Raw genomic sequence first — 17,238 nt, forward strand, 5'->3', positions numbered from 1 at the left:
ATGCCCCGAAGGACATCTTGGTTTACTGATTTCGTAGTGAGATCAAAATTAAGCGTGACGTTGATTCATACGACGTTGTGTCAAATAATCACTTTCGTAGTAAGCTAAATCATCGCGTAATTCTTCATAAATTTTGGTGATTTCTAAAATAATGTCTCTAACCGGTTTGACAGGAGTCTGACGGAAACGAATCGCTTCCTGACCTGTATAAGCATAACGTCCATCTTCAGAGTAGCACTCATTTTTGGGATAAAAAAAGCTATTGATACAATGGTGATACGCATTATAAAGTGCTTTTTCTGCAAAATCCATATCGAAGTTTGCACGACGGATCACTACACCTAATTTTTCGTAAGAAACTTCGGAAAACACAAGCAAATGACGTAAATCGGACAAAAATCCTTTGTAGAAAGCAACACTGTCGACCCCACTTTCAGCGGTCAATGCTTGTAAAGAGTATTCGTTTAGGAACTCTTCCATCTTCTCCATTGCTGGTTTCAATTTTTCCCTAGTGCTTTCACTTAACTTTTGGACATTCGCTGCTAACATGTCTGTAGCTCCCCCTTAAAATTGGTTCCTTAGAGACTGGGATGCCCCTCGAGAAAGGAAACATTACCCTGATTTTTAATTACAATCCTACCACAAAAATAATACTTATGGTATCTCTGATGTGTACAAAATCTTCTTAACTTCATTTTAACCATATTTTAAATATTAAAAACGTCTCCTTGTGAAAAGGAATCTCATCAATATTCCCATTGATGAATGGTTTATTATCATATAGATTACTTTGGTTTTTACAAAGAAGCAAGTTTGTTATTAGAATATCAATTTTAACCGCATCAAAAAGCGGCGTGCTCTCCAGAGATGGAAAGACACACCGCCTTCTTCCAGCGGATATACAACCGGTACAGAGTGTCTATAACTCTATATCGGATCATGATCAATACTTATAAATGATATCTGTATACTGCATCAAATAAATAGTAGCGTTAGTGGGGAAAGCTTCTCGTAAGCCGGGTTCTGTGCCTTTTGTGGTTCAGACGGGAACTACCCTCCCACTTTAGGCGACAATCATCTATCTAGGCCAAACATTACTGTTTGGCTCCAGCGACCAACCTCGATACACCTCGGGCAAAGGCTGCTTTTTCGAAAAAAAGCCGTATCTCTTTAGGTCTTGCTCCAGATGGGGTTTACCAGGAACGAAGTCACCAGCGTTCCTCGGGGTCTCTTACACCCCGGTTCCATCCTTACCTGTGCATAATTTCCGAAGAAATCAGCCATCGGCGGTCCATTTCTGTGGCACTATCCTTCAACTCGCGCTGACTGGATGTTATCCAGCACCCTGCCCTGTGGAGCCCGGACTTTCCTCCCGTGACGATAAGTCACCGGCGATTGTCTGTTTAGCTTTCCGCGAACGCAACACTTCACATTATATAATCATTCTATAAGAGTGTAAAGCATACATTACACTTTTTAAGAGTTTACATTACAAAAATGCAGATTTGATTGTATTCTCTAGCTATTTCGACGCATTTCGTACAGTACATTTTGTAAAGCAAACGATAATTAACATAAAGATATACGGCTTCGAATCTTTAAATACAAAGATTAACATAGCTTTTGTACCCGATTAACTTTTATACAAATTGAAAAGGTTCCGTATTGATTGTAGAAGCATGCACTTGAGTATCGTACTTATCTGCTTCTAGTCGCTTACGTATAACCTCAGCCAGTCCTGACTTCATAATCTTCTCTGTATTATGCCCGGGATCAATAATCGCTATTCCAGCCATCAGTGCATCCTGAGCAGTATGATAATCGATATCTCCTGTAACAATTACATCTGCACCTTTAAATAAAGCCTGATTCACATAGCGGCTACCTGATCCACCAAGCACTGCTGCTTTTTTGATCGTACGCTGAAGATCACCGGTTACTCGTACAATCGGTACATCTAATCCTTGTTTAACAGTGTCGACAAATTGAGCAAGACTCACCGGAGCATCTAATTTACCTACACGACCTAGACCATATACTTTACCGCTATCTGCTAACGGATACAGATCATAAGCGACTTCTTCATAAGGATGAGACTTGATTAATGCTTGAATCACTTTATTACGCAGACTGGAAGGAACGACTGTTTCCAAACGAATCTCAGATACCGATTCTAATTTACCTGTAGTCCCTATGTAAGGCTCACTGCCTTCTTCCGGCTGAAATGTACCTGTGCCTTCCAAAATAAACGTACAATGGCTGTAATCACCGATATGACCGCCACCAGCCGCAGTGATCGCATTACGTACACCTTCTACATGAGTATCAGGTACAAAAGTGACTAATTTGAATAAAGAATCTGTAGATGTCTGTTCGATCGGTACTGTCTGACGAAGCCCTAACGCATCCGCCATCCAATCATTTACTCCACCTTCAGCGATATCTAGATTTGTATGACTGATATAGACTGCAATATCATGCTTAATAAGCTTTTCATACAATTTGCCCATTGGCGTACTGGTATTGATACTTTTAAGAGCACGGAAAATAATCGCATGATGAGCAATAATCAAATCAACATTAAGAGCGATCGCTTCATCGACTACTTCATCAGTCACATCAAGAGCAACCAGAATGTTACGAATATCCTTTTGCAGTGTTCCTAATTGTAGACCAATTCGATCATCAGGTACAGCGATACTTTTAGGTGCAAATTGCTCCATATATTGAATTACAGTTTGTCCTTTTGCAAGCATACTAGAACCTCCTTCACGGTTTGAAGCTGTTGGCGAAAAGCAGCCGATTTGGCTTGTGCTTCTTCATTTTCAGACTTACCTGTTGAAGCAGCTACTTTTTCAAGTTTATTGATTTCTTGAGACCATTTGTATTGAAAAATGGTAGATCCTTCTTGAATTAAATAAGGTCCAAAACGTAGCAAGCTATCTTGATCAACATGATAATCATTCACTTGGTGATCTGTACTGCGAGCAGTTAACGTTATCCCTGCATATAATTGTTGATTTTGCGTACTCGCATCAGGCAGATGATCTGCTGTTAAAATTTCATAAATACGTCCGTCTTCTTCTAAAATTTGTTCATGGCTTAAAAACCAATCATGTTCTAGTAACCAACGACGTACGTTTTCTTCGCCGACATTAGGTTGAAGTACAAGACGTTGTACACCTGCTAATTTATCAATGCCTTCCGATAAGATAGAGACGATCAATACGCCGCCCATTCCTGCGATTGTTACCACATCCACTTCGCCGGGCTCGATCACAGCAAGTCCATTACCTAATCTTACATTGATCTTTTCTTTGAGCCCTGCTTCATTCACCTGACGCTGAGCCGCATCGCGAGGCCCTACATTGACTTCCCCTGCAATTGCTTCTGTAATTATGCCTTTACGCATAGCAAAAACCGGCAAAAGGGCATGGTCGGAACCAATATCCGCCAACCGGCTTCCTGTCGGAATTTGCTCTGCAATTTTTGTTAATCGTGTTGATAATTTCATGCAGCCACCCACGCTATCCATTTTTTTCGAAGTACAAATAAAATAATACATATCAATGCCACTTTTACCATACAAAATAGTGCGAATGCTTCTGGCATTTGTCCCCGTAGAAAGACTTCATCAATCTCCGGCATAAACCAGACTCCAAGACTACTTGTAAAATAAACAGCCGCCATTTTTTTGCCACGATGATGTACAAGCCAGCAAAACCACATTAATAACAAACTAATAGGTAACCATAGCCCTTGTAACATCAACCATGAAGCTTTAGGTTGAACCTGAGCAAAGAACCCTGCATATAATAATACAAAAGCACCAAACCCTATATACAATAACACAGGACTCGAAATAATATAACCGAGTATACACCATATTATCGCGCAAACCAAAATTAACAGCGTTGTAAAAACACGTTCATCCATGCCCTGTTCACGAATCAAAAATATACCTAATCCCAACATGAGCAAACTACCTATCGCTAATAAAAATGACGATGCCAGCGCATTACGTGTACGCAGACGAATTCCGCCAGTATAACATAAAGCCGTAAATAACGGTATACATACCAGCTGTACTAAAAATGGGAATGTAGCAAAATACAAAATAGTCAAACAAATAAAACATACCACGATAAAAGTAAACAACCATGTGCGAATATTGCCCTGTTGTAATGAATTCATCGACAGTACTTTTTTGTCACTCCGCTCTTGATCCACATCGTACAAATTCATCAAAAAATCGCAATAATGCCCTGGAAGCAAGCGATTTTCCCGCCAGTATTCAATTTCATCCAAAATAACTTCCCGTTTCCCCCGATCCACGACTTTCCCACTCCCTATTCATCACTAGGCCATTGCTCGATCTATGCGCTGCCAGCCGATTATAACCGATTATTAGATACTGATAACAGCTATACTTGCATTATAGCCTGTTATGTTCTTCTATAGTTATATATCGCTTAATTGGGAGCAAAAGTAAACCCCTTACATGGTGAATCTGTAAAAAACGAATTTTGACTGATATGTAAATAAAAAAACATCGTGATACAAAAAGAGACCTTACCGCTATAAGCAGAAGGTCTCTTTGTATACTCTATTCTAAGAAATCTTTCAGACGTTTGCTACGGCTTGGGTGACGAAGCTTACGAAGTGCTTTTGCTTCAATCTGACGAATCCGTTCACGCGTAACACCAAATACTTTACCAACTTCTTCAAGCGTTCTCGTACGTCCATCATCTAAACCAAAGCGTAGACGAAGTACATTTTCTTCACGCTCTGTCAAAGTATCCAGAACATCTTCCAATTGCTCTTTTAACAATTCATAAGCCGCAGCATCTGCTGGAGCCAAAGCATCTTGATCTTCAATAAAATCGCCCAAGTGAGAATCATCTTCTTCACCGATCGGCGTTTCTAACGAAACAGGTTCTTGAGCAATTTTCATAATCTCACGAACTTTTTCGACACTTAGTTCCATTTCAGCAGCGATTTCTTCTGGTGTAGGTTCACGTCCTAATTCTTGTAGCAATTGACGGGAAACCCGAATCAATTTGTTGATGGTTTCTACCATATGCACAGGAATACGAATCGTTCTTGCCTGATCGGCAATTGCGCGCGTAATCGCCTGGCGAATCCACCAAGTAGCATACGTACTAAATTTGTATCCTTTTGTATGGTCAAACTTCTCAACCGCTTTGATTAGACCCATATTACCTTCTTGGATCAAATCAAGGAACAACATTCCGCGTCCCACATAACGCTTAGCAATACTAACCACGAGACGTAAGTTAGCTTCAGCCAATCTACGTTTTGCTTCTTCATCGCCATTTTCAATCCGTTTAGCCAATTCGACTTCATTATCTGCTGATAATAGAGGAACACGACCGATTTCTTTCAAATACATACGAACCGGGTCATTAATCTTGATACCTGGTGGAAGCGCAAGGTCATCGTCGAAATTAAATTCGCTATCTGAACTCTCACGATCGGTACTAGGGCGCATTGTAATTTCTTCGTCGCCTTCATTGACCACTTCGATACCTATATCACCCAATTGCTCGTAAAACTCATCAATTTGCTCGGAATCCTGGTCAAATGGAGCCAGTCTTTCCATAATATCTTTGTAATTCAGAGAGGATCTTTTTTTGCCGACCTCTATTAATTGTTCTTTCACCTGATCTAATGTTAATTCGGTTTCTAATTCAGTATGCTGATCGTTCGCCATCTTTCGACTCCCTCCTCCCTAGAACTATCCGTACAAGACAATTACTGTCTTTCTAGGGCGATAATCTCACTTGCAATTTGTGCAGCACGTAAAAAATCACCTGACTTTTCAACGCGTAGCATTTCTTCTCTTTTTTGCTCTACTTGTTTCTGTTGTGGAAACTTTTTGATCTGTTGAATACAATCTTGCAAAACTTGCGTACTGTCACCATGAGGGGTATCCATCATAAGGATCGAAGTCGCTGTCTTTTCTAGCCGATCATCCTGAAGCGACGAAATAAATCGGCTTACATCGGGTGGCTTACCTTGCGCATAATAAGCATAAATATAGGAAGCAATCGCAGCATGATCAGCAATATTAAAAGCATCTCCTAGATGTTCTGATACATAAGTTGCCGCTTCAGCATCTTGTAGCATCATTGCAATTAGGCGACGCTCTGCCGCATGATAAGCCGGTAACAGAGTAGGTGTACCCTGAGCTTTTCTAGAATTACCATTTCCAGAACTGCGATTCCCATTCTGTCCTTGCGGACGAGTCCTATTCAAAGTCTGACGCATCAAATTACAATCTTGTTTGAGACTTTCAAGCGATACACCTACCTCAGTTGATAACTCTCTAAGGTATACTTCTCGCTCTGTCGGTGAAGATAGCTGGGCAATCACTTTTAATGCTTCTTGAGCATAAGACGCTTTGCCATCTTCTTCTAACAAGTTGTAATTTCGTTTCACATAAATAAGCCTGAATTTGGTTGTTGACACCGCACCATCAATCACTTGACTTGCAAAACGTTCGGCTCCGTATGTTTTGATATACTCATCCGGATCTAGCCCATTTTGCAATAAAGCGATCTTAACGCGCATGCCTGCTTCTTCCAAAATCGGAATACTTTTGAGCGCTGCTGCTTGTCCGGCATTATCACCGTCATAACAAATCACAACTTCTTCTGTGAGTGTTCTCATTAAAGAAGCATGATTCTCAGTAAGCGCTGTGCCCATCGTCGCTACACTATGTTGTACCCCCGCATCCCATGATGCAATCACATCACCGAAACCTTCCATCAATACCAGCTGCCCTTGTTTACGAATAGCAGACTTAGCAAGATTCAGATTATAGAGAGTACGACTTTTGTTAAATAAACGACTCTCAGGTGAATTGAGATACTTGGGCTGCCCTTCTCCCAAGATTCTACCTGCAAATGCAATAATCCTGCCGCTTCGGTTCATAATTGGAAACATAACTCGTCCGCGGAATCGATCAACATATCCAGAACCATCTTGTTTGGAAGAAAGTAAGCCGCCTTTTTCCATTTCTTTGAGATCAAAAGAGCGTTTTTCAAAAAATTGAACTAGCGTATCCCAACGATCAGGCGCATAGCCAATTTGAAATTGATCAATCAGCTTATCCCCGAATCCACGGGCACGTAAATATTCCATTGCTGGTTTGCCATGTTCCGTATTTTTCAAAAGGTAATGAAACAACTTGGCTGTCCATTCATGAGCTTGTAATAAACGCTCAAGCTCTTGATCACGAGGAGCCACTCCTCCACCTTTACCATCCTGAAAAGGAATATGTGACTCTTCTGCCATCAACTTTACAGCCTCTGGAAAAGAAAGCCCGTCAATCTCCATTCTAAACTTGATTGCATTGCCACCTGCTCCGCAACCATAACAATAAAAAATTTGACGATCAGGCGTCACTGTAAAAGAAGGCGTCTTCTCCGAATGAAATGGACAGAGGCCTTTCATATATTTCCCCTGTTTGGTCAAATGAACATATTTGCCTACCGTATCAACAATGTCATTGTGCTGAAGTACAGCTTCAATCACTTCGTCAGGAATACCACCATTATGTCCGGTGCTCATTGTTACCACCTTCATCTCTTTTCACACGATACATAATATTCGATAGCTAGGAGTCGATCTCCTGCAAATTTGTTAAAAGTTTTGTTAATTGTGACTGAAAATTTTTCTTATCTTCTGTTGTTAAAGGCTTAGGGCCTTTACCATACTTGCCACTACGACGTGCTTTGGCTTGTGCATGTCGGCGTGCCAACAGGAATTCTATATTCTCACTATCAAATTCCATTCCTCGAAAAGAAAGAATTCGACATTGCTTGGCTAGAGCAATCGTTGCCAAACCATAATCTTGTGTAATCACAATATCTCCTGGACGCACATGATTCACAATATACAGATCAGCACTCTGATCACTGCGATCCACTTGAACCACAGATACACCTTCTTCTGCATAAATCTTGTGATCAAAAGAAGACACCATTAAGACAGGTGTCTGAAATGCTCGTGCCGTCTCTGCAATTTCCGCTTTGACCGGACAAGCATCTCCATCCACCACAATCGTACGCGGGTGGAATGGCTTGTTACTTTCCAATTTCCATCCCCCCTCTCATCGGGACTTCCTATGGAGCATACGTTCGTTTATAAAAGTAGAAAATACGGAACGACAAGACATAAATGCCGTCGTTCCGTATAGCTGTATTTAGTCGTTCATTTAAAGTTATATCTGTAAATCTGTTGTTATCTTTTATTTAACCAACTTCGAGAAGTCTGCATAGCTACGAATATCTTGATCGACCGCTGCTAGTAAAGCAAGGCGATTTTCCCGTACAGCTTCATCTTCTGCCATAACCATCACTTGATCAAAAAAGGCAGTGATTGCTGGACGTAAAGAAGACAATAATGCTAAAGCTTCTGCTGTGCGATTAGCTGCAAGCAGTGTACGATATTCTGTAGTAGCGGCTTGCCATGAAGCGTATAATTCACGCTCTGCTGGTTCGATAAACAATGCTGGTTGTACAGCTACACCAGAAGACTTCGCTGCAAGATTAGATACGCGTCCAAAAGACTCGATCGTCAACTTGAAGTCTGGTGTTTCTTGAACCACTTTCATCAAATCATGACCACGAGCAACCACAGAACCAATATGATTGAATCCTGATGCGATAACTGCATCTACAACATCATAACGAAGATGCTCAGACAACAATTTTTTCACACGAAGTCCAAAGAAGTCATATAGTTCTATACGTATTATATCGTAAGAACGTTTCATATTCCTTAAATTTTGATGAATATTTAGGGCAATATCAAATAATTGTTCTAAAGTCAGTGATAATTGATGCTCAAGCAAGATTTGTACAATCCCTGCTGCTTGACGACGAAGAGCATATGGATCTTGCGAACCTGTAGGAATAATCCCGATTGAGAAACAACCTACAATCGTATCCAGCTTATCGGCAATACTGACAAGTGCTCCTGTTAATGATGCTGGAGAAGCTTCGCCTGCAAAGCGTGGTTGATAATGTTCAAAGATCGCACGCGATACTTCTTCACTTTCGCCTGCTTTGCGTGCATAGTCTTCACCCATAACCCCTTGTAATTCAGGGAATTCGTAGACCATTTGAGTGACCAAATCGAATTTACAAATATCTGCTGCACGACTAACTGCTGTTGCTTGCTCAGGCGTCACATGAAGTTGTACGGCTAATTGATCTGCGATTTGACGAATACGACGTACTTTATCGCCTACTGTTCCAATCTCTTCATGGAACACAATATTTTCTAACTTGGCAAGTGCTGTGTCAATCTGTACTTTCTGATCTTCTTCATAAAAGAATTTGGCATCAGACAGACGTGCACGCAACACTTTTTCATTTCCTTTAGCAATAATATCTAAAGAACGATTATCTCCACTACGTACGGTTACAAAATAAGGCAATAATTGACCCGCTTCATCCAGTACAGGGAAATAACGTTGATGTTCACGCATCGAAGTAATCAATACTTCTTGCGGAATATTCAAAAATGCAGGATCAAATGCTCCGTACAATACAGTCGGCGTTTCGACTAGGAATAATACTTCTTCTAGCAAGTCTTCTTTGACATCAATATGCCAATTCTTTTCACTCGCTAAATGAGCGATCTGTGCACTGATCATCGCTTCACGTTCTTCAATATCAGCAATAACATGTTGATTGCGAAGAGCTTCTAAATACAATGTAGGCTCAGCAATCTCAGTCTCACTACCTAAGAAGCGGTGACCGCGTGTTGTGCGTCCTGTGTGTACGCCTGTAATTTCAAAGTCGATCACATCATGTCCCCATAATGCAACGATCCATTTAATAGGACGTACAAATTTGAAATCATGTGTACCCCAACGCATATTTTTAGGGAATGTCATTGTCGTAATAATGTTACGCAATGCTTCAGCAACAATACTTTCTGTACTGATACCTACACTGCTCTTTTGAGCATAGATATATTCAACTCCGCTCAGTTCACGGAAAGTGAATGTTTCGGGATCAACACCTTGACTACGTGCAAATCCAAGTGCTGCTTTACTCCAAGCACCTGTCTCATCTTGAGCAATTTTGCGAGAAGGGCCTTTCACTTCTTCATTGATATCTTCTTGCTTTTCAGCGACATCTTTGATCCATACCGCAAGGCGACGTGGGGTTGCAAAAGCTTTTGCTTCTCCATGAGTCAATCTGGAATCGTCTAACCATTTGACTGTTTTATCAAGCAATTGGTTCATTGCTGCACGTAAAAAGCGTGCAGGTACTTCTTCCAGTCCAATTTCAAGTAATATGTCTTTTGCCATGATTAAGCATCTCCTTTCTTCAACATCGGGAAGCCTAACTTCTCACGCTCTTCCAGATACGTAGCTGCCACTTGACGTGCTAAGTTACGAACACGAGTCAGATAGCCTGTACGTTCAGTGACACTGATCGCTCCACGTGCATCCAGTAAGTTAAATGTATGTGAACATTTCAAAACATAATCATAAGCAGGGAATACCAAGTTCTGATCCATAGCACGCTTCGCTTCTTGCTCATACGTGCTAAATAGATTAAGCAACATCGCTACATCGGAGACTTCAAATGTATACGTAGAATGCTCTACTTCAGGTTGATGGAATACATCGCCATACGTAATGCCATTCACCCATTCTAGATCAAACACATTTTCTTTATCTTGAATATAAGAAGCTAGACGCTCCATACCATACGTAATTTCAACAGCTACCGGATTTGTCTCAATACCACCGACTTGTTGGAAATAAGTGAATTGAGTAATTTCCATACCATCTAGCCATACTTCCCAACCTAGACCTGCACAGCCGAGTGATGGATTTTCCCAGTTGTCTTCTACAAAACGAATATCATGATCTAACGGATTAATCCCTAATTCTTTGAGGCTATCCAAGTATAATTCTTGAATATTATCTGGTGAAGGCTTGATGATCACTTGGAATTGATGATGCTGATACAAACGGTTAGGGTTCTCACCATAACGACCATCTGAAGGACGGCGGGAAGGTTCTACATAAGCCACATTCCACGGTTCAGGTCCAATCGAACGTAGGAACGTCATTGGATTCATTGTTCCTGCACCTTTTTCAGTATCATAAGGCTGTACGATAATACAGTTCTGAGCTGCCCAAAAATTTTGCAGTGTCAAAATCATTTGCTGGAAATTCATTGACATTACTCCTTTATCTTCATAGTTGATAGGTGATTTCGCTGAATATGTATCATCTGCATCGCACGCAAAAAACTCCCGTTCCTACGCCTGATGTACAGACATAGGGACGAGAGTTGTATTCCCGCGGTTCCACCCTATTTGAAGACATTTGCATGTCATCCACTTTTCTATTCAGCTCATATGCTCACGGATGCCATTGGGCATAAGGTCGTCATCAGGCTTACACTATCCCTGACTCGCTATCCAAAGACGATAATCTTCTGCTTACTAATCCGGTCAACGCATCATGTGTGTATATAATACACAAGTTATAACCTAGATCATATCTGACTTTAGACTATTCGTCAACATGGTTTTGAAGTGAAGTTTCATACTTATCCAATTGATCTAGGAAGCGGCGGGATTTCAATTTAAGCCCTAACTGAACTTCCATAAAAGCATCCATAATTTTTTTTAGCTCTGCTTTGGTTGAATCTTTGACATCAATATTACCAAGGCGACGAATATCCAATCTAGAAAATAATCGTAACAACTTGAGCGTTCCCGGAGAAACTGCAAAAGCTGCTGGATCTTGACGACGTTCACGTTCTGATAAAATACCACCAAGTCCTGGACTGAGGAAAAACTTCCCTTCGGTTTCGCCTGAAAAAATACAAGCATCCACTTGCGGAGAGTATCCAGTCGCTTGCAGAATTTTCATTTCGAACAACGTAGTAAGTACGACAGGATCTCTGCCTTCGCCTAGAAAAGAAAGAAATGCTTTGAGTTGATCGAACCAGAAGCGTCCTGTTTCATTTTCTTGGAGTGCTTTATCGACCATTTCGCAGCCATAAGCCGCATAAGCTGCTAAAAATACATCTTCACGTAACTTATGATTCGATTCGATGATCTCACCTTGATTAAGAGTACCCAGACCTGTTCCATTACGAATAAAGGAATATTCACCATACGTAAACGGCTGTACCATAGCACCGTGGCGGCTTTTGGGCTTTTTGGCTCCGCGTACAAAAATACCTATCTTACCGTGTGTTTCTGTACACAACGTAACAATTTTATTCCCTTCGCCATAATCCATGCTGCGGATGATAATCCCTTCCACCCTGTATAGCATGTCTCATCTCCCTATCTGATTATGAATATAGTCCATTTTGAATTTAAAAGAAGCAGAGCATACAATTCTATGCTCTGCTCTTCGATCCTGAATCTGTATTGAAGTGATATAAAATAATTAACCCGATTTAACTATAGATTAAGCATTACGATGGAAACCAAGATCTTTCAACACACTATCTTGATTACGCCAATCTTTTTTCACTTTTACCCATAGCTCTAAGAAAATCTTAGAACCTAGCAAATTCTGAATATCCATACGTGCTTGTCTACCTACTTCTTTCAATAATGCTCCTTGTTTACCGATAACGATTCCTTTTTGAGAATCACGTTCTACAAAGATCACTGCTGAAATATTAACTACACCGTTAGGCTCTACACTCATCGCTTCGATAGTTACTGCAATGGAGTGAGGAATCTCTTCGCGTGTCTGATTCAAAATTTTCTCACGAATCAACTCAGCACATACAAATTGTTCTGGATGATCTGTAATTTGATCATCTGGATAATACTGAGGGCCTTCTGGTAAATACTTACCAATTTGCTCCATCAGTGTATCTACATTGTTACCGAGTTTGGCAGAGATCGGAATAATCTCAGCAAATTCATGCAATTTACGATATTGATCAATAATAGGCAACAACTGCTCAGGTACCACTTGGTCAATCTTGTTGATCACTAGAAAAACAGGTGTTTTTACTTTTTTCAGATGTTCAATAATAAAGCGATCTCCGCCACCTAGTCCTTCAGCTGCATCAACTAAAAATAGAACAGCTTCTACTTCGCTAAGTGTGTTCAGTGCAGTCTGATTCATATAATCGCCCAATTTGGATTGACGCTTATGCACACCCGGTGTATCCAAGAAAACGATTTGCTTATCATCTCTTGTAAATACGCCATGAATCTTGTTACGTGTAGTCTGTGGTTTGTCAGACATAATCGCAATCTTCTGTCCAATCACCTGATTCATTAGTGTGGATTTCCCTACATTTGGTCTGCCGACAATAGCCACAAACCCTGATTTAAAATGTTTTTTCGACATATCATTCTCCGTTCCAAGAGTTATTCTTTAGAATAGCTCCTGTCATATTAAAGTGCTTTTTGGTAGTACAAGTCTGTGTATATAAAGTTCTCAACGATTCCGCTTATTTATTTAAATTCCACGGTCCAAACGCATGTGGCAACAATTCTGAAATTGTCGTCAACCGCGTATCGCCTTTCATATTTCCGAGCAATATAGGCATATCCGGTTGACATAGTTCAACCATCACCTGACGGCATACTCCACAAGGAGCAATCGGTTCATCTGTATCTCCAACAACAGCCATCATTTGAAAAGAGCCGGGTTGTTGCCCTTGCGCAATCGCACTAAACAACGCTGTACGTTCTGCACAATTACAAGGAGTATAGCCTGCATTTTCAATATTACAGCCGTGATGCACTTGTCCATTACGATCAAGCAATGCTGCACCGACAGCAAAGTTGGAATAAGGTACATAGGCTTTGGCACGAGCAAGAATAGCTTCTTGTAATAATTGTGATGATTCCATGGTAATCCTCCTGAACATGTATCGTATTGATCGTTTCCATACACTGCCTATTCTTATATATTACACGATTTAGACGTTTACGCCCACTAATCTATATGATGTTCTAGAACTTTTTGCACAAAAAAAGATAAAATCCCCTCCTGACTCTATACCTCAAGTCATTAGAGGGGAACGTATACGTTATAGTCATGCACACTATTTATCGGGTGAACCATGATAAAAAAGGTTCTACAAACACAATAAGACCAATCACAATCGCAACGATAGAAGAAATAAGAACAGCTCCTGCTGCGGCATCTTTTGCTTTTTTGGCAAAGGGATGCCAATCGGGAGAGCATAGGTCTACAGCAGCTTCAACACCGGTATTCATTAATTCCGCTCCGAGCACCATACCTATCGCTAATGTTAGCAGCATCCAATCTACAGCAGATACATGACAAAGGATTCCGGCGATAATGATAATACATGTAATCAATACATGAATACGAAAATTACGTTCTGTCCGAAAAGTGTCTGCAATTCCTTCTGCCGCAGAAAAAAATACGGCTCTCCACGTTCTTTTTTTCATCAGCGTGTCAATCCTGCTTGTTGTAATACCGCTTCTTGCTTGCCCATCATTTCGGCTTCGGTCTCATCATCTTGATGATCATATCCTAACAAATGCAGAAAACCATGAACAAACAAAAAACCAAGTTCCCGTTCTACCGAATGCCCATAATCTTCGCTCTGAGCAATAGCACGTGGCACCGAGATAATAATATCGCCTAACATATCGCCTGGAAGTGGTGTATCCTGTCCAGTTAATGCAGGATCATAGATAATATCTAATTCATCATCAAGCGATTCATGCATGGCAAAAGACAACACATCTGTTGGACGATCAATCCCACGATACTCTTTATTTAGCTCATGAATTGCTTCATCGTCAACAAAAGTAAGAGCAACTTCACCATCATTCACTTTTTCTTGTTCTCCTGCTTTTTGCAGAATCAGTTCAAGTGTAGTGATTAGCTCATCTGTAATCTCATATTTATTTTGTTCATTTTCCCATGCAAGCTGTAAACTCATGCTTTATTCTCCTTCTGATCCGGTTTCTTGATGTCTTCCGGATATTCAATACGAGAGTGGAATATCCCCATTACGGCTTCTTTGAGCGTTCTGGCGACCACATCTAGTTCTTTCATCGTTAGATCACATTCATTAAATTGATTATCATCGACGCGACCTTTAATAATTTTCTCGATCATCGTCTCTACTTGTTCTACAGTAGGTTTGCTAAGTGAACGTACTGCCGCTTCTACACTATCTGCAATTCCTACGACAGCCGCTTCTTTGGTCTGGGCTTTGGGCCCCGGATAACGGAAATCATTTTCAGTGAAATCTGGTTCGATCTCTTGTTCTTCTGCTAGCTTCAATGCTTTGTGATAAAAGTAATGCAAAAAGGTTGTTCCATGATGCTGTTCAGCAATATCACGGATCGGTTTTGGTAATTTGTACTCTTTCTGCATTTCTACGCCATCACGAGCATGAGCAATAATAATTGATTTGCTGAGCTTAGGATCAATACTATCGTGTGGATTACCAATATTGTTCTGATTTTCGATAAAATAACCCGGACGTTTGGTTTTGCCAATATCATGATAATATGAACCGACCCGACATAACAATCCATCGGCACCAATCGCTTCTGCGGCGGCTTCGGACAGATTCCCTACCATCACGCTATGATGATAAGTACCCGGTGTCTCAATTAACAATTTACGCAATAACGGATGATTTGGATTCGACAATTCTACTAATTTAAGCGCAGATAAAATACCAAAAGTCGTCTCAAAAAACGGCATTAATCCAAGCACCAATACAGTAGTGATCAGCCCTCCAATACAAGCAAATCCAACAGCATACATCATCGATATACGTGTCCATTCTCCATCATTCAGTAATACTAATGTCAAAACCGCTATGGCTCCAAAGAAGCAACTCATAATACCTGCTTTGAGAATAGTAGAACGTTGACTAGCACGATGAATACATTGAATCGCTGTAAATGAAACCACTAATGTGAAAAATCCAAATTGATAATCGAATAATTCATGCTGACTCATATTCAAAATAATACTTGCTAAAATACTCATAATAATCGACGAAATATACGCCAATTGAATATCAAGCAACAATGTAATTAACATCACCACGATAGCCGCTGGTACAAGGAATCCAAAGTAAGGTGAATTACCCATTTGCAAAATACGTACCAGATGCAAGCAAATCACACCAATCGCAAAAATAACGATCAACATGAACAACTGCGCATTATTGTAAGTTCGACCTTGATGAATAGACTGACGTAGATACATATACAGCCCTAAAGTAATCAAAAAGGCAAACAGTACTAGACCCAGTTGAGGCCAATAATTCACATCGTTTTTGAGCAGATCATTTTCATCCAGCAATGTATACATTTCCTGTGTGATCTTCTCGCCTTTAGGAACAAGTACTTCTCCTTGCTGAATATAGACGGTTGGTGTATTCTCACGAGCTTCTACTTTCGCCGCTCGGGTCGCTTCTTCATCATAGAACTTGTTAGCTGTGAGTGTGGCACGGACAAGCTCTTGCACCACTTCACGAGCTGTACGGCTACTTAGAGAACTGGTACTGACCAATTCAGCGACTTTAGCACGTGCAGATTGTGCATCTGTTATCTGATCGCTCATTAAACGAGACATAATCGATGTAGCGACCTGACGCATATCTTGTATTTCAGATGTGGATAGACGTGGAATTTTGAGAAACGTTTCTTCAGGAATACTGTACGTTTGCTCGCCTATCGTTTTTTGCATTTCATCTAACATCTTATCTGAATATTTACCTGCTTCACGGTTATTCCGAATAAAGTTAGCGATAGAATTTTGGGCACGTTGTGGAATCTCTTCGCTATAAATCTGTGCTTTATCCGCATTGGTAATCTGATCATCTTGATTCAGAGATTCAATTCGATCTAACATTTGTGAAATAACCGTTTCTCTACGCATCGATACAATCGCGTATACAGATTCTACTTGTTCAGCAGCAGCTTCCTGCGCTTGAAGCGTAGTTTTGTTATTCGGAATCTGCATCGGAGCAATAATATCACTATCACTCACGGTACCGACTTGAATATCAAAGCGCTGTGGAAGCAGATTGGGTGCCAGACTGACATAAAGCACTACAAATAGCAGAGCAAACATTCCGTAACGGGTCATTCTGCTATTTTTCCAACCTGCGATCATAGAATCAAGTAAATTGCGTGTGGACGGTTCTTTGGAAGTCATACATACAGCCCTCTCACTTCTGAATATTCAAA

General features: G+C 40.6%; 15 protein-coding genes and 1 other RNA gene. All 16 read right to left on the reverse strand.

Features of this window, described 5'->3' with window-relative positions:
• Positions 1-48: 48 nt before the first annotated feature.
• The 16 genes from PTI45_RS22415 to PTI45_RS22490 all read right to left on the reverse strand — a co-directional run bounded on the left by PTI45_RS22415 (position 49) and on the right by PTI45_RS22490 (position 17,206).
• Positions 49-549 carry a YpuI family protein gene (locus PTI45_RS22415; protein ID WP_069329818.1) on the reverse strand — a complete coding sequence of 167 codons (501 nt, stop codon included), beginning with the start codon at positions 547-549 and terminating at the stop codon, positions 49-51.
• Between the two features lie 448 nt (positions 550-997).
• Positions 998-1,411: RNase P RNA component class A (rnpB, locus tag PTI45_RS22420), an RNA gene on the reverse strand.
• Between the two features lie 229 nt (positions 1,412-1,640).
• The gene (locus tag PTI45_RS22425; protein WP_069329819.1) at positions 1,641-2,756 is read right to left on the reverse strand and encodes a Nif3-like dinuclear metal center hexameric protein; all 1,116 of its coding nucleotides are present in this window, start codon (positions 2,754-2,756) and stop codon (positions 1,641-1,643) included.
• Positions 2,732-3,514 (reverse strand): tRNA (adenine(22)-N(1))-methyltransferase, encoded by a 783-nt coding sequence (locus PTI45_RS22430; RefSeq protein ID WP_069329820.1) that lies wholly within the window; start codon positions 3,512-3,514, stop codon positions 2,732-2,734. The genes PTI45_RS22425 and PTI45_RS22430 overlap by 25 nt, the downstream gene beginning before the upstream one ends.
• Positions 3,511-4,335, reverse strand: coding sequence for a hypothetical protein (locus tag PTI45_RS22435; protein ID WP_069329821.1), 825 nt, complete (start codon positions 4,333-4,335; stop codon positions 3,511-3,513). The genes PTI45_RS22430 and PTI45_RS22435 overlap by 4 nt, the downstream gene beginning before the upstream one ends.
• A 271-nt stretch (positions 4,336-4,606) precedes the next feature.
• A complete protein-coding gene (rpoD, locus tag PTI45_RS22440; RefSeq protein WP_069329822.1) occupies positions 4,607-5,734 on the reverse strand; it encodes an RNA polymerase sigma factor RpoD in 1,128 nt (375 codons plus the stop codon).
• 41 nt (positions 5,735-5,775) lie between these two features.
• Positions 5,776-7,596, reverse strand: a complete 1,821-nt coding sequence (dnaG, locus tag PTI45_RS22445) for a DNA primase (protein ID WP_069329823.1) — start codon at positions 7,594-7,596, stop codon at positions 5,776-5,778.
• 46 nt (positions 7,597-7,642) lie between these two features.
• Positions 7,643-8,122, reverse strand: coding sequence for a YaiI/YqxD family protein (locus tag PTI45_RS22450; protein ID WP_069329824.1), 480 nt, complete (start codon positions 8,120-8,122; stop codon positions 7,643-7,645).
• Positions 8,123-8,275: 153 nt separating this feature from the next.
• On the reverse strand, positions 8,276-10,351 hold the full coding sequence (glyS, locus tag PTI45_RS22455; RefSeq protein ID WP_069329825.1) for a glycine--tRNA ligase subunit beta: 2,076 nt from the start codon (positions 10,349-10,351) through the stop codon (positions 8,276-8,278).
• A 2-nt stretch (positions 10,352-10,353) separates the two neighbouring features.
• Positions 10,354-11,232 (reverse strand): glycine--tRNA ligase subunit alpha, encoded by an 879-nt coding sequence (glyQ, locus tag PTI45_RS22460; RefSeq protein ID WP_069329826.1) that lies wholly within the window; start codon positions 11,230-11,232, stop codon positions 10,354-10,356.
• A 340-nt stretch (positions 11,233-11,572) separates the two neighbouring features.
• Entirely contained in the window at positions 11,573-12,346 is a 774-nt protein-coding gene (recO, locus tag PTI45_RS22465) for a DNA repair protein RecO (RefSeq protein ID WP_069329827.1), read from the reverse strand.
• A 138-nt stretch (positions 12,347-12,484) separates the two neighbouring features.
• Positions 12,485-13,387, reverse strand: coding sequence for a GTPase Era (gene era / locus PTI45_RS22470; RefSeq protein ID WP_069329828.1), 903 nt, complete (start codon positions 13,385-13,387; stop codon positions 12,485-12,487).
• Between the two features lie 103 nt (positions 13,388-13,490).
• Positions 13,491-13,895 carry a cytidine deaminase gene (cdd, locus tag PTI45_RS22475; protein ID WP_069329829.1) on the reverse strand — a complete coding sequence of 135 codons (405 nt, stop codon included), beginning with the start codon at positions 13,893-13,895 and terminating at the stop codon, positions 13,491-13,493.
• A 199-nt stretch (positions 13,896-14,094) separates the two neighbouring features.
• Positions 14,095-14,463, reverse strand: a complete 369-nt coding sequence (locus PTI45_RS22480; RefSeq protein WP_069329830.1) for a diacylglycerol kinase family protein — start codon at positions 14,461-14,463, stop codon at positions 14,095-14,097.
• Positions 14,463-14,963 (reverse strand): rRNA maturation RNase YbeY, encoded by a 501-nt coding sequence (ybeY, locus tag PTI45_RS22485; RefSeq protein WP_069329831.1) that lies wholly within the window; start codon positions 14,961-14,963, stop codon positions 14,463-14,465. Before ybeY ends, PTI45_RS22480 begins: the two co-directional genes overlap by 1 nt.
• Positions 14,960-17,206 carry an HD family phosphohydrolase gene (locus PTI45_RS22490; RefSeq protein ID WP_069329832.1) on the reverse strand — a complete coding sequence of 749 codons (2,247 nt, stop codon included), beginning with the start codon at positions 17,204-17,206 and terminating at the stop codon, positions 14,960-14,962. The genes ybeY and PTI45_RS22490 overlap by 4 nt, the downstream gene beginning before the upstream one ends.
• Positions 17,207-17,238: the final 32 nt, after the last annotated feature.

This window comes from Paenibacillus nuruki (genome assembly GCF_001721045.1).
Taxonomy (GTDB): Bacteria; Bacillota; Bacilli; order Paenibacillales; family Paenibacillaceae; genus Saccharibacillus; species Saccharibacillus nuruki.

Coding starts and splice junctions, on each gene's coding strand:
- PTI45_RS22415 (WP_069329818.1), bottom strand. CDS start 549: ATGTTAGCAGCGAATGTCCAAAAGTTAAGTGAAAGCACTAGGGAAAAA.
- PTI45_RS22425 (WP_069329819.1), bottom strand. CDS start 2,756: ATGCTTGCAAAAGGACAAACTGTAATTCAATATATGGAGCAATTTGCA.
- PTI45_RS22430 (WP_069329820.1), bottom strand. CDS start 3,514: ATGAAATTATCAACACGATTAACAAAAATTGCAGAGCAAATTCCGACA.
- rpoD (WP_069329822.1), bottom strand. CDS start 5,734: ATGGCGAACGATCAGCATACTGAATTAGAAACCGAATTAACATTAGAT.
- dnaG (WP_069329823.1), bottom strand. CDS start 7,596: ATGAGCACCGGACATAATGGTGGTATTCCTGACGAAGTGATTGAAGCT.
- glyS (WP_069329825.1), bottom strand. CDS start 10,351: ATGGCAAAAGACATATTACTTGAAATTGGACTGGAAGAAGTACCTGCA.
- glyQ (WP_069329826.1), bottom strand. CDS start 11,232: ATGAATTTCCAGCAAATGATTTTGACACTGCAAAATTTTTGGGCAGCT.
- recO (WP_069329827.1), bottom strand. CDS start 12,346: ATGCTATACAGGGTGGAAGGGATTATCATCCGCAGCATGGATTATGGC.
- era (WP_069329828.1), bottom strand. CDS start 13,387: ATGTCGAAAAAACATTTTAAATCAGGGTTTGTGGCTATTGTCGGCAGA.
- cdd (WP_069329829.1), bottom strand. CDS start 13,895: ATGGAATCATCACAATTATTACAAGAAGCTATTCTTGCTCGTGCCAAA.
- PTI45_RS22480 (WP_069329830.1), bottom strand. CDS start 14,463: ATGAAAAAAAGAACGTGGAGAGCCGTATTTTTTTCTGCGGCAGAAGGA.
- ybeY (WP_069329831.1), bottom strand. CDS start 14,963: ATGAGTTTACAGCTTGCATGGGAAAATGAACAAAATAAATATGAGATT.
- PTI45_RS22490 (WP_069329832.1), bottom strand. CDS start 17,206: ATGACTTCCAAAGAACCGTCCACACGCAATTTACTTGATTCTATGATC.